This is a genomic window from Paenibacillus sp. J22P90 (assembly GCF_059692195.1).
The window spans coordinates 132,542-145,522 of sequence record NZ_JCAUAY010000001.1 but is presented as its reverse complement, the minus strand read 5'-3'; the positions used below and the strand labels follow the sequence as shown (position 1 = coordinate 145,522).

The 12,981-nt window shown below is 46.4% G+C and carries 14 protein-coding genes; 1 reads left to right on the top strand and 13 read right to left on the bottom strand.

Annotation, left to right across the window (positions count from 1 at the left end; genetic code table 11):
• Window positions 1-53: 53 nt before the first annotated feature.
• The 5 genes from AC58UX_RS00655 to AC58UX_RS00635 all read right to left on the bottom strand — a co-directional run bounded on the left by AC58UX_RS00655 (window position 54) and on the right by AC58UX_RS00635 (window position 5,259).
• The gene (locus AC58UX_RS00655; RefSeq protein ID WP_497248703.1) at window positions 54-1,301 is read right to left on the bottom strand and encodes a LysM peptidoglycan-binding domain-containing protein; all 1,248 of its coding nucleotides are present in this window, start codon (window positions 1,299-1,301) and stop codon (window positions 54-56) included.
• 241 nt (window positions 1,302-1,542) lie between these two features.
• Window positions 1,543-2,409: a prephenate dehydratase gene (gene pheA / locus AC58UX_RS00650; protein ID WP_497248701.1), complete on the bottom strand. Its 867-nt coding sequence runs from the start codon at window positions 2,407-2,409 to the stop codon at window positions 1,543-1,545.
• On the bottom strand, window positions 2,406-3,383 hold the full coding sequence (gene thrB / locus AC58UX_RS00645; protein WP_497250002.1) for a homoserine kinase: 978 nt from the start codon (window positions 3,381-3,383) through the stop codon (window positions 2,406-2,408). Before thrB ends, pheA begins: the two co-directional genes overlap by 4 nt.
• Before the next feature lie 77 nt (window positions 3,384-3,460).
• Entirely contained in the window at window positions 3,461-4,747 is a 1,287-nt protein-coding gene (locus AC58UX_RS00640) for a homoserine dehydrogenase (RefSeq protein WP_497248699.1), read from the bottom strand.
• Window positions 4,748-4,776: 29 nt separating this feature from the next.
• Window positions 4,777-5,259, bottom strand: a complete 483-nt coding sequence (locus AC58UX_RS00635; protein WP_497248697.1) for an ACT domain-containing protein — start codon at window positions 5,257-5,259, stop codon at window positions 4,777-4,779.
• A gap of 165 nt (window positions 5,260-5,424) precedes the next feature.
• Between AC58UX_RS00635 and AC58UX_RS00630 the strand changes: the two genes are divergently transcribed.
• Window positions 5,425-5,934, top strand: a complete 510-nt coding sequence (locus AC58UX_RS00630) for an NUDIX domain-containing protein (RefSeq protein ID WP_497248695.1) — start codon at window positions 5,425-5,427, stop codon at window positions 5,932-5,934.
• A 44-nt stretch (window positions 5,935-5,978) separates the two neighbouring features.
• On the opposite strand, the gene AC58UX_RS00625 is transcribed toward AC58UX_RS00630, so the two are convergent.
• The 8 genes from AC58UX_RS00625 to AC58UX_RS00590 all read right to left on the bottom strand — a co-directional run bounded on the left by AC58UX_RS00625 (window position 5,979) and on the right by AC58UX_RS00590 (window position 12,970).
• Complete coding sequence (locus tag AC58UX_RS00625; protein WP_497248693.1) at window positions 5,979-6,959, bottom strand: C40 family peptidase; 981 nt, start codon at window positions 6,957-6,959, stop codon at window positions 5,979-5,981.
• 199 nt (window positions 6,960-7,158) lie between these two features.
• Complete coding sequence (locus tag AC58UX_RS00620) at window positions 7,159-8,229, bottom strand: anthranilate phosphoribosyltransferase (RefSeq protein ID WP_497248691.1); 1,071 nt, start codon at window positions 8,227-8,229, stop codon at window positions 7,159-7,161.
• Between the two features lie 160 nt (window positions 8,230-8,389).
• Complete coding sequence (obgE, locus tag AC58UX_RS00615; protein WP_497248689.1) at window positions 8,390-9,694, bottom strand: GTPase ObgE; 1,305 nt, start codon at window positions 9,692-9,694, stop codon at window positions 8,390-8,392.
• Window positions 9,695-9,709: 15 nt separating this feature from the next.
• The gene (locus AC58UX_RS00610) at window positions 9,710-10,465 is read right to left on the bottom strand and encodes a Spo0B domain-containing protein (RefSeq protein WP_497248687.1); all 756 of its coding nucleotides are present in this window, start codon (window positions 10,463-10,465) and stop codon (window positions 9,710-9,712) included.
• A 190-nt stretch (window positions 10,466-10,655) separates the two neighbouring features.
• Entirely contained in the window at window positions 10,656-10,970 is a 315-nt protein-coding gene (gene rpmA, locus AC58UX_RS00605; RefSeq protein ID WP_497248685.1) for a 50S ribosomal protein L27, read from the bottom strand.
• Window positions 10,971-10,974: 4 nt separating this feature from the next.
• Window positions 10,975-11,328, bottom strand: a complete 354-nt coding sequence (locus tag AC58UX_RS00600) for a ribosomal-processing cysteine protease Prp (RefSeq protein ID WP_497248683.1) — start codon at window positions 11,326-11,328, stop codon at window positions 10,975-10,977.
• A gap of 11 nt (window positions 11,329-11,339) precedes the next feature.
• Window positions 11,340-11,651 carry a 50S ribosomal protein L21 gene (gene rplU, locus AC58UX_RS00595; protein ID WP_028555793.1) on the bottom strand — a complete coding sequence of 104 codons (312 nt, stop codon included), beginning with the start codon at window positions 11,649-11,651 and terminating at the stop codon, window positions 11,340-11,342.
• Between the two features lie 155 nt (window positions 11,652-11,806).
• Window positions 11,807-12,970 carry an Rne/Rng family ribonuclease gene (locus AC58UX_RS00590; RefSeq protein WP_497248681.1) on the bottom strand — a complete coding sequence of 388 codons (1,164 nt, stop codon included), beginning with the start codon at window positions 12,968-12,970 and terminating at the stop codon, window positions 11,807-11,809.
• Window positions 12,971-12,981: the final 11 nt, after the last annotated feature.

The window sequence follows — 12,981 nt, the reverse complement described above, 5'->3', positions numbered from 1 at the left end:
AAAAGAAGCCTCTTTCCACGTCAATCTCGTGGTTAGAGGCTTCTTTTATGATCCTATAAATTAATCCAAGGGCCGTTCGGTTTGCTCGGTACCCTTTTCTCCGTAACATGTTGCTGCTGCTGGAGGAATGCACTCAAGGCTGATTGTCCAGAAAGCCTTACTTTACGCGTAGAGCGACTTCCAGTGGACTTCGCTTTATCCGCTTTTTGCTTATCCCGAATGTCAATTTCAATTTTCTCTTCGGTATCCGTCACCTTTTTGAGTTCGTGCGTATGAACTTGCGGTACGAGCGATGATTCATCGTATGGCGTGTGCTGCATGCCGCCAGCATAAGGAATACCGTATGGATCATGCTGATACGCATAGTGCTGAGCCATCGGATGATCGTACGGCATCGGCGGAGGATAGAACGCAGGCATCGCTGTCATGTCTTGCGTCGCGTTATCCCAAGGATTGCCCATCGGTACATTCGAGTATTGGGCTGGGTAATTCATCCATTGGTGCTCATTCATCGCAGGCCCACCGCACCCACAGCCTTCATCAACTACCATAACTGGCGCTGTCATGGTTGGAAGCTGCTCACAAGGCTCTTCCTGGCTAGGCGTGAAGGCCGGATATGTCATGGCCTCGTGCTGTTGCTCAGGGTAAGCGAATACCTCTGTGGCTGTGATGTGAAACTGTTGAAAAGGATGAACCGCCTGCCCGTAAGGTTGATGGAGCCCAAGATCATCCGCGACAGGAGCTGGCATGACCGGCGAGGTCGCTTGCGGTGCGGCAGGTACCGTTTCCCCTAACGAAAGTGGCGGCGCTTCCGCTACTGGCGCTTGTGGACTTGGGATAATCGGCTGTTGATAAGCGTCTGCTGGCGGCATTGGCTGCGTGATAGGCATAGGAGTAAATGGCTCCGTGGAGAGCTTCGACGTCCCGTGGTGCGTAAGATGCTGATTGCCATGCGTATGACCATGCTGCATTTTGGGGACAAAAACGACATCCCCTGTCATAAGTACATTTGGATTCTTGAGGTGCGCATTCGCCTTAATCATCGCTTGCAGCGGCACATCCCAAGCTTTGCCAAGCTTCCATAAACTGTCACCTTGCTGAACGACGTGTTTATACACAATGTCAGATGCCGGTGGGTCAACCGGTTTAGGTGCAGATGGAATCTTCACTTTCATTCCAATTTCAATCTGATTCGGATCAGCAATCTGAGGATTGAGCGCAATAATCTGATCTAGGTTGGTGTGGTATTTTTTTGCGATCTCGTACAGGGTATCGCCTTTTTTGACAATATGGATTTTCAAAACCCTACCTCCTTAAAGTTTTCTTCAGAAAACTCACTTCGTAAGCATCAACTTAGTATTACAATTAGAAAAAGTGGATTCGTAAGCAGCTCCTTCGCGCTTCTCTTCTCTTTGCCAGAAACTTGGCCGCGTTAGCAATCGCTTATTCACAATCATGATATTTTAGTTTATGCGCGTTTCTAGGCTTTTGCCCCTGTCGCACAAAAAAAATCCCTTGCGTCATAAACGCAAGGGATTTCTCTTAAGAACTTTGATATGCATAGCTTGGATAGCAGCCCAAAATGCGAACCTGACACCCAATCGCTTCAATTTCTTGAATAGCCGACGGCAGCAGGACGGATTCCATATTGCCGACAATATCGATATAGAAATAATAAATGCCAAGCTTCTTCTTCGTCGGTTTAGACTCAATCTTGGACAAGTTGATTCTCCGCCATGCGAATGCCGAAAGCACCTGATGCAAAGCACCTGGATAATCCTCTGGCAGCGTAACAAGAATCGTGGTCTTCATGTCTTCGGAAGGCATGAGCTCCGATGCTTCCTTGCCCACGAGCAAAAAGCGAGTCATGTTATCCTTGTGATCCTGAATCTCCCGCTGCAGCATGGGAACGCCATAGTTCGTTGAAGCGATGGCCGTACCAATCGCCGCAACCGTTGGGTCCTGCAAGGCAGCGACAATACGCACGCCTTCAGCCGTGGAGCTCACTTGCTCAAACTCGGCCTCACGCAAGTATTGCTTCATAAATTGGTTGCATTGCGCAGGCACAACTTGATGAGAGAGCACTTTACGAATGTGCCTGTAGGGATTCGAGGCATCCACTTCCGTATCGGGATTCGGATAGCCAATGAGATTCATATCGATCGGAAACACCCATTCTGCTCGAATCGGAAGATCGACCTCATGAACGAGCCAATCCACATGGAGATGTACAGAGCCCTCCAGTGTATTTTCGATCGGAATGACACTCAAATCCGTTTCACCCGATGCCGTTGCATTGAATACCTCTGAAATCAACTTATAGGACACATACGTGAATTTGTCGCCTAGAAAGTGACGCGTAGCTTCCTCCGAGAAGGTACTTGGCCCAAGTATAGCAACTCGTTTCATGCCAGCACCTCTCTTTCTACCAAGGAAAGAAGACCCTCGGCTCCGCTCTGAAGTTCTGTTGTCGTCACACCTTCTTGACTTGGCTTCAGCCATAAAAGCTGCGCTTCTATGCCCTCCTTCGCCAACGTTGATTGAAGGAACGCCTCCAACTCCGCTTTCTTCTCGCTGCGCACATCCACGAGCGCTAGCATTGTAGGTCCCGCTCCGCTTAACGCAACGCCAAGCGCACCATGGTGCTCACATTCATCCAGTAACGTCTTCATACCTGGAATAAGTGCTGCGCGGTAAGGCTGATGCAATCTATCTTTCATCGCAAGACGAATCATTTTAAGGTTACCTGTGCTAAGGGCCGCCACAAGCAAGGATGAGTGACTGAGATTGAAAACTGCGTCCTTCATCGTGACTTGCTGTGGCATAACGCCTCTCGCCTTTTCTGTCGATAACTGAAAGGCTGGTATCGCCACCAGCACCTCCAAATTAGGATCAGGCTCAATCCGAATCGATTCCGCCTTCACATCGTCCCAGAACGCGACTACGATACCGCCGAATAGACTTGCACCCACATTGTCAGGATGCTTCTCCAGACGTGAAGCGATTTGAAATAGCTCATAGGTTGAGAATCGATTCCCAATGAGGGCATTCGCACCGGCGAGTGCACCCACAATTGCGGAAGCACTGCTTCCTAATCCTCTTGTAAGAGGAATTTCACTATACATGGAAATCTCTAGCTCTGGATGGGAAACACCAGCCTTATCGAAAACCATTTGAGCTACCTTATAAATTAAGTTCGATTTATCTGTAGGAATTCCACTCATCTGATCGCCAATCAATTGAATGCGAGTCTGATCGGAGATCGCCATATCAATCCAAGCATATAAGTTCAAGGCCATCCCCAAAGAGTCAAAGCCGGGACCTAGATTTGCCGTGCTTGCCGGAACTTTCACTCTTACCTTTTGTTCTGTCTTGTAGCTCATATCGAAATTGCGCCTCTCTTCATGATTTTGCCGCAGATTGTACCGCATTAAGCAGCTCAGCTCCTGCTCCGTTATACCTAGCCTTCTACACGATACACGCTCTTAATGGCATGAATAACGTCCATCGATTCAAATTGTTTCAACACTTTTTTCATGCTTGCTTGATTCGCATCGTGCGTAATGATAATAATTTCAGCCTTCGGATTCGTTTTATTCGGATGTTGGAACACCGATTCCAAGCTAACTTCATGCTCCGCAAAAATTTGCGTAATTTGCGCAAGCACGCCGGCTTTATCTTCAACATGTAGCAAAATGAAATTTTTGGATGCGATTTGCTCATCTGTTTTGAGCTTCATTTCTTTGTAAGGGGCTTGAACCGTTTGGCCATTGATCCCGAGCTTCAAGTTGCGTGCAACAGCTACTAGATCAGCTACGATGGAAGTTGCCGTTGGAAGCTCGCCAGCTCCTGCGCCGTAGAACATCGTTTCCCCAACAGCTTCACCTGTTACATAGACAGCATTGAAAACGCCGTTAACGGAAGCAAGCGGGTGGGAATTTTTCACCATAGTCGGCTGTACACTGACCGAGATGTGCCCATCATGATTTTCAGCAATTCCTAGCAATTTCACTTCATAACCTAACTTCTTACCATATTGAATATCTTCCTTCGAAACCTTGGAAATCCCCTTAGCCTGAACATCACTCAAAGCAACATTGGCATGGAAACCAAGCGTAGAAAGAATCGTCATTTTACGAGCCGCATCTAAACCTTCAACATCCGAAGTCGGATCCGCTTCTGCATAGCCTAACTCTTGTGCTTCCTTCAGCACATCCGCATATGCAGCGCCCTCTTGGCTCATTTTAGTCAAAATGTAGTTCGTCGTTCCGTTCACAATACCCATAATTTTCGTGATACGATCGGAAGAGAAGCCTTCTACTAGCGCACGAATAATTGGAATTCCACCTGCAACACTTGCTTCATAAAAGACATCACATTGATTTTCGGCCGCTTTGGCTAAAATTTCTGCACCATGCATCGCCATAAGATCCTTATTAGCGGTTACGATGTGTTTTCCATTACCAAGCGCAGTTAGAATGTGCTCTTTCGTCGCTGCTACGCCACCCATAACTTCAATGACAACATCAATTTCGCTATCGCCAATAACGTCCCATACATTCTCTGTAAGTTTCTCAGGGTCTACTGTGATATTGCGAGCCTTTGATTTATCTTGCACAAGAATCTTGGAAATTTCAATGGCTGAACCTGTTTGACGTTGTAAATCCTCTTGATGTCCTTCAATAATACGAACAACACCTGTTCCAACCGTACCTAAACCTAGTAAACCAACCTTTATCGGCTTCATTTCATTACCTCCTGAATTGTTTGCTTTTCTTAACTTCCTTGACCGATGACCATGGCGCGCTTAACTCCGTCTTGTGCCCCGAGGCGATCCACGATATCCCGGATTTCTTCACCCATAGATGAAATTTCTAGAGAGATGACGACGTTCGCCATACCCTGTAATGGAATCGTTTGATGAATGGTCAATACATTGCCATCCAAATTTGCGATGAGTGCAAGAACGCGGGACAATATCCCGGACCGATGCTCCAAATCCATTGAAATCGTAATAATTCTCTCACGTTCCAGCTTACTTAGTGGATGGATGCCATCTTTATACTTATAGAAGGCGCTTCGGCTCAGCCCAACTTGCTCTACCGCGTCGTGAATCGTCTTCACTTCACCGCGTGCCAGCAATTCTTTGGCCTGTGCTGTCTTCAGAACACCTTCTGGAAGAATGTCCTCACGGACTAAGTAGTACCTCTCAGGTCCGATGTGCTTAATGCTAGGAAGAAACTCTTTGCTCTCCGGCACCTAACTACCGTCCTCTCCAAAAAGACTAATGTTTCTCTATAGAGGACATTATATCGAATCATGCCTTGTGAAGCAATAGGCAAAATGCATCTAAGCATATGCCTTTGCAGGGCTCTCGCGATCTATGATAAGCTAAAACGGAACTGAGAAGGGAGGAATCTCTCCATGATTACCTTACGCATGATGTCTACCGCACTGCTATGGAACAAACAGGACGAGCTCCTTATGATGAAACGCGCGTTAAACCGCACACTTTCCCCTGGCTTATGGGCGGCTATAGGCGGTCATCTTGAACCACATGAAATTAGTCAACCGAGAACAGCCTGTTTCCGAGAGATATGGGAAGAAACGGGCATTGAGCAGGATGAAATTCATGACTTACATTTGCAATATGTCCTCATTCGGCTGAATGGCCAGGAAATACGTCAGCAATTTTTTTATGTAGGCAAAACGGATATTAATCCGCGCATCGTTACCAACGAAGGCGATCTGCATTGGATTCCCAAAGCAGCTGTCTTGGATCGTCCGATGCCTTATATTTTCCGCAGTTTACTCGAGCATTATTTCACAGTTGGACCTACCTCACATCCATGGATAGGCTCAGCTGGCATTCATGCAGAAACAGGTCTAGCTACAATTCATTGGAACCCCTTGCTGGATCCGATGCAAATCTAATGAAAAGAGCAGACAACGATTTCTCGTTACCTGCTCTTTTTGTGTTATAACGCGCTGCCTCCGAAAAGGAAGCGATATTCCCAATGGCGATTCGCAATGGAATCAATGCGAACACCGCCGCTTTCTTTCGAATACGTCGATAGAATTTGACCATTGCCTAAATAAATCGCAACGTGGGTTATCGTTTGAGCTGACTTATTAATTCCTGCATAATTGGACTGTGCCGTTCCTTTATAAGACATAAAGAACATCAGATCGCCAACCTTAAGGTTGTGCCAATCCGTCACATTGTGTCCAAGTGATTTCACATAAGTGCCTTGACCTCTAGAGTCGGATGGCAAGGTTAGTCCTATCCCATCCTTGAAAGCCTGACGCACAAAATCCGAACAATCAAACGTTGCCGTGTTGTCACGACTGGAACCATATTCATAAGGGGTTCCTAAGTATTTTTTACCTGCCGCAATGACCTTCTGAATCTTTTCACTCGTTGTGCCCCCTGTGTTGGAACCCGGCGAAGTGACTGCACCAGAGGTTGAAATATATGTAGGGCTTGTACTGATATAACCTTCACGACCATCCGAAGCTCTGACTTTATACCAATACGCATTCACTTTCTGCAGGATCTGAACCGTTTCTCCTGCTTTCAAATAACGAATGCGCGTCGCATTCTGATCGGCTGCCGTACGGAAGCTCACGCTTGCGACAATGCGTCCTGTCCCCGTTGCTGGCGTCGTAGTCTGGCTGCTTGCTTTTATGTACTTAGCGCTCGTTGAGACATAGCCAATCTGTCCGTTCGTCACCTGAACTCTATACCAATACGCATTTACTTTCTCAATAATGGAAACAGGTTCTCCCGCTTTTAAATAGCGGATTCGAGGTGAATTCTCATCTGGACTTTGGCGAAAGCTTACACTGCTCACAACTTCACCAGTGGTTGCAGCAGATGCTGCTTTAGGTAATGGGACTGTAACAGCACCAAATATAAGAGATGGAATAAGGGCAAAAGCAAGTATTTGATTCTTCAAGTTGTAGTCCTCCTAGCGTTTTGTACTTTCGTATCATGCTGGCACTAGTAAATGGTAACATATCCATTGATTAAGTTTTAGCTGTAACATCTACCAATTCGCCCTACCCCCTTAAAAATATAAGCTCTTCCGACCTATTTGAACGGATCAAAAAAAGACCCCTCATTCGCTGTCTCAGAACAGCTTCCTGATAAGGTCTTCAACCTAGTTTCGATGAGGAATCGTCGCTATCCGCAACATCCTGTCTCTTCAAATATTGACTCTGATCGATCCAGCGTTGCATGATTTTCTGCGCCTCTTTCCGCTGTAGTAAAGCTTCCGCCAGTTGAAAGCCCTCTTCATAGCTATCCACTTTATCAAACCATTTTAATCGTAATCCCGTATTGAAAATGACATGATCGCGTTCGCGTTTTACGTCCACCGTATCATCGCCAGCAATAATTCGTTTCACCATGATGATCTGGTCTTCTTTGGTAAGCAACGGTAAAGGAGCACTTGAAAATCCAAACTTCTGGGGGTCAAGAACACGCGACTCATCTCCCCAAGGTGTCACAATACGAATCGTGCTGTTCTCATAGAGGGGTAAATCCTCAGAGCCATCAATCCCGCTGACAATATAAGCTTGTTGAAAGCCAGAACGCATCGAAATTGGAATGAGCGACTCCATAGCCTTCCGTTTCTGTACGCCGATAATCAAATTCGCGGAAAGCACAGGATTCAGTACTCTCTCAATAGTGTCTATAACCGTTCGTATCCCTAATTGCTCTCGCACCTGCTTCAGCCGTCCAATGGGTGGACACAACTGCTCCGTTGGAAGATAACCGATGTGCAGATGCATTAACATGGATTGCCAAGCCTTGACTGACAAATGTAAGGACACACCTAAGCTTTCTAAGATTTCCTGCAAGGAAGTTCCTTGTCGTGAAGGAAGTGCCTCGCCGCCTTGCAGCACCTGTGTGAAGCCTACAGACGCAAGCAACAGGCTGACAGGCAGCGTGATGGGGAATCGCTTCCTTCCTTCCGTTGGCGCAGTTGCATGCAGTGAGTTCGGCTGAGCATGATAATTCAAGGAGTAGCTGCGAAACACATCGATAAAAGCCATCAGCTCGTCATCGGCTTCCCCTTTCATACACAACGCCATCAAGAAAGCTGCACATTGCGCATCTGTCGAGTCCCCTCGCGCCATTTCGCTGGCTGCTTCCACAGCCTCATCGTAGGTTAAATCCCGCATTTGCGAGGGATCCGAGATCGCTTGAATCCATCTCTTCATCATTCTCCCTCCTTCCTCACACTTTAATGTTATATTTACTTACATAAAATTGTTGTTATTACTAAAATGGTAATCCTTTTGAAACTGCATGTCAAGTATTATGACATTTGTGTAAAGATAACAAAAAAAGCACCTACCCTATTAGGATAAGTGCCTTGTATTACAAATTGTTCTCGTCGAACTCGAAGTCAAAATCACCGATTTGGATCGTCTGTCCATGGACAGCTCCGCGTCTACGCAACTCATCATCAATCCCCATGTTACGCAAAATACGAGCAAATCGCGCGATCCCGTCTTGCGTTGAGAAATTCGTCCGCTTGATCAATTTCTCAATCGACGGACTTTCAATAACGAATACATCATTATCACGACGAATCGTGAAATCATTCTCTTCGCGTTTCTCAAAGCGGTATACCTTACGCTCTTCCGTCTCAGACACGCCTTCAACCTCTGGAGCGTTCGGAATGCTTTCCACGATGTCAGAAATCTTATACAAAAGCTCTTGAACACCGCCGCGCGTTAACGCCGATATCGGATAGACCTCAAACTCTTTACCATCCGCTGCCAGCTGCTCCTTGAACAAAGCCAAGTTATCCTCCGACTCCGGCATATCCATCTTGTTGGCTACTACGATTTGCGGGCGCTGCTCCAGCTTAGCATTATACAGCTTGATTTCCTCATTAATCTTGATGAAATCTTCGTAAGGATCACGTCCATCAGCAGCCGACATGTCCACGACGTGCACAATAACACGCGTCCGTTCTACGTGACGCAAGAACTCATGGCCAAGCCCAACGCCTTCGTGTGCGCCTTCGATCAAACCTGGTAGATCCGCCATAACGAAGCTGCGGCCATCGCCAACATCAACAACACCCAGATTTGGGGTTAGTGTTGTAAAGTGATAAGCTGCAATCTTCGGCTTCGCGGCCGAAACAACAGACAGCAGCGTGGATTTACCCACGCTCGGGAAACCAACAAGGCCAACGTCAGCCATAACCTTCATTTCAAGGATGACCCAACGTTCTACGCCTTCTTCACCGTTCTCCGCAATCTCAGGAGCCGTTACACGTGCTGTTGCGAAGCGAGTATTCCCTCTTCCGCCACGACCACCTTTGGCAACGACAACTTCTTGACCATGACGAGTTAAGTCAGCAATGACTTCTTGCGTATCATCATCAATAACGGTCGTTCCAGGCGGAATTCGTACAACCAAATCCTCTGAATTCGCGCCATGCATGGATTTATTACGGCCTTTCTCGCCGCGATCTGCTTTAAAGTGCTTCTGATAACGGAAATCCATCAACGTCCGCAAGCCTTCATCTACGCGGAAAACAACATCTCCACCATTGCCTCCGTCACCACCGGCAGGACCACCTTCGGGTACGTACTTCTCACGACGAAAAGCAACTAAACCGTCACCACCGTCGCCACCTTTTACAAAAACCTTCGCCTTATCAACAAACATTTCTACACCTCAACTTTATATAGGAAACGGCAATCGCAATGTAATCCCTGCTTCATCTTCAAGCCATTCATTGTGCTCAAGCGAGTACTGGGAACTTTTTGATGCAAAACGTGTTAAAACTGATTGCTCAAGTTGCTCCCGATCATAGGGGCCTTGATATACAAAATCAAGCAGTAAGCAATCCTCTTGGACATCGAACTCCAAGCTAAGTAGGCCGCTTTCCCCATCTTCGAATGCTGTATGTTCTTGGACACAGGCCACCACCTGTCGAACCAATCGCTCGATCAATCCGCTTTGAATGGGGAGTTGTCCAAGATTAATTTCTTGTTCGACTTCCACATTCAATTCTAACGTCTTCGACTGAACACGGAATTGAAGCAAGTAAGCAATGAAAGATGGGATCCCCAGTCTAGAGAGATTGCTTTCCTGCTGCATAGTCATTTTTATTTTTTCCATGTAAGGCCGTAAATTATCAAATTTCTTCATTTGAATATAACCAAATAAAATTTGGGTATCATTCATCCAATCATGCCGTAAGCGATTAACAACGGCAATCAACTTAAGTTGTTCGTCTTGTTCTTGCTGTTTAAGCTTAGAACGCAACTTCTCTTCCATTCTGCTTGCTTCTAATCTCCAGGCTGTATACCCACTGATAAGTATGATGAGTAAAAATGCAATTCTGATGATCCAGGGTTCTGTAACTAACATGCCAGTCAATCCTATGAGCACAAGTGCTAATAAATATACCTGCGCGCTGCCCAATTGCTTCATTATCCGTCCGCCCCGTTCTCCCTGCTTTGTAACCGTTCATCCAGTATAACATGCCGTCTGGAAAACTTCACCAAACAAACGAGAAAACCTCTGCCCTCGACCATCCGAAATGAGTGATCACGGTTAGAGGTTTTTCCTTATATGCTGAGAAAAAATCCCTGGATGAACTGTCGCTCACCAGGGATTCTAATTACGCTTCTTGAGCTGCAGCTACTGGAGCTACATCAACTGGGTATACGCTCACTTTTTTGCGATCGCGGCCCAAACGCTCGAATTTCACTACGCCTTGTACCAAAGCGAAAAGTGTATCATCCGAACCGATGCCTACGTTCGTTCCTGGGTGAATTTTCGTACCGCGTTGACGGTAGAGAATGCTTCCAGCAGTAACAGTTTGACCGTCAGCACGTTTAGCGCCAAGACGCTTAGAGTGCGAGTCACGACCGTTCTTTGTGGAACCTACCCCTTTTTTGGAAGCGAATAACTGGAGATCCAATTTCAAAAACATGGTGTTATCCTCCTTTGTGATAGATTGTTTCAATCGTTATATAATCACCGTAAGTTTGTTCAATCGATTGTAACATAACGACCATCGATTCTATAATCAACTGTACTTGACTCCAAGTTTCAGGAATGTCACGCGCACTTTCTGGGATGGTTACATCCAGCAGTCCTCGCTCCATTTCGTGAATTGGAATCACACCGGTTAAAGATACGATCGAGTTAATAGTACCAACGGAAACCGCTGATACCGCGGCGCAGACCAAGTCTTTGCCAGGTACGTCATATTCAGCATGGCCTTCAACGACAAAAGAAAGAATTTGAGGTGAATCTGGTTCAAGACGCTCTATGGTCACATAGATCATAAGCTTGTCTCTTACGCTTGGATTTTCTCAACTACTACTCTTGTGTACGGTTGACGATGACCTTGCTTTTTGTGATAGTTCTTTTTCGGCTTGTACTTATAAACGATGACTTTTGCGCCTTTGCCGTGTTTTTCTACTTTCGCGGAAACGGAAGCACCAGCAACCAATGGAGCACCTACTACTAGGCCATCCTCTTTGGAAACCAAGAACACACGATCAAAAGATACAACCTCACCTTCAGCAGCGTTCAATTTCTCGATGTAAAGAACATCGCCCTCTTGAACTTTGTACTGTTTACCACCTGTTTCAATAATTGCGTACATTTTCACTTACCTCCTCATGTCTCAGACTCGCCTTGTGCAGGTGACGGAAAGGAATGAATCCATTCGCGTACTTCGACCTGTTTCGTGCGGTTACAGCATGCCTAAACAACACACTCCGAATATTATAACACAGTTATATTTTCATATGCAATCTTTTATTTGCGTTTTCGAGTCATTTCCAGCAATCCGAGCTTGGTCCAACCGACAATTGTCGTCTTGGAACGATCCTTGCGCACAGCTTCCGCCATATTCGCCATGACCTTCGCTCGATTGTCTTCTGCGTGCATATCAATAAAATCAACAATAATGATGCCTCTAAGATTACGCAGCCGCAGCAATCGCGGAATTTCAACCGCGGCTTCCCGGTTAATATCGGTAACGGTTTGCTCTAAATCAATAGAACCCGTGTAACGTCCTGTGTTTACATCAATCACCGTCAGCGCTTCTGTTTGATCGATGATTAAGTATCCGCCGCTAGGCAGCCATATTTTACGACGAAAGCTCTGATTCAGTTCTTCTGTAACGCCAAAGTGATCGAACATCGGTGTTTTGCGATCATAAAACGCAATCCGGCCTCGCCAGCTCGGCTGCTGCTTACGCAGCAAGGTTCTCATCTCTTCAAATACTTTATTGTTACTCATCCACACTTCTTGCACTTCATCCGAAATCACATCTCTAGCCAGCTTCGGCAGGAGATCGAGGTCTTGATAGAGCTGTGCAGGTACATCAGACTCTTCTCGTTTCGCTAGAATGGTGCTCCATACATCGCGTAAATTTTGCAAATCGTCTCGAATGGCTTCCTCGCTTTGCCCTATGGCACCAGTGCGAATAATGACGCCTTCTCCAGGCAAAAGGTTACCCTCTGCAAGCTGCTTAAGACGCTGCCGCTCAGCTTCGATGTCAATTTTACGCGATATCGCAATATAATCAGCATCTGGCATATAAACAATCCAACGGCCCGGAATCGAAACGTGCGTAGTCACTCTCGCCCCTTTGGTACCTTGCGGATCCTTGCTAACTTGGACCATCAGTGTTTGACCCACTTCAGCAATATCCGTAATGGAAGGCTTGATCTTTGGCTGCTTGTCCAAATGAACGGGGAGGAGATCGTCTATATAAAGAAAGGCATTCTTCGCAAGTCCAATATCGACGAATGCCGCTTGCATGCCAGGAAGTACGTTAACGATGCGGCCCATGTAGATGCTGCCTGCCCGTTGAGTTTCAAGCGGATACTGCGTATCATACTCCACAAGACGACCATCCTCTAGCAAAGCCGCTTGTGTAAGCTCGGGGGCGCTGTGAATTATCAGTTGCTTCATACACGTTCACC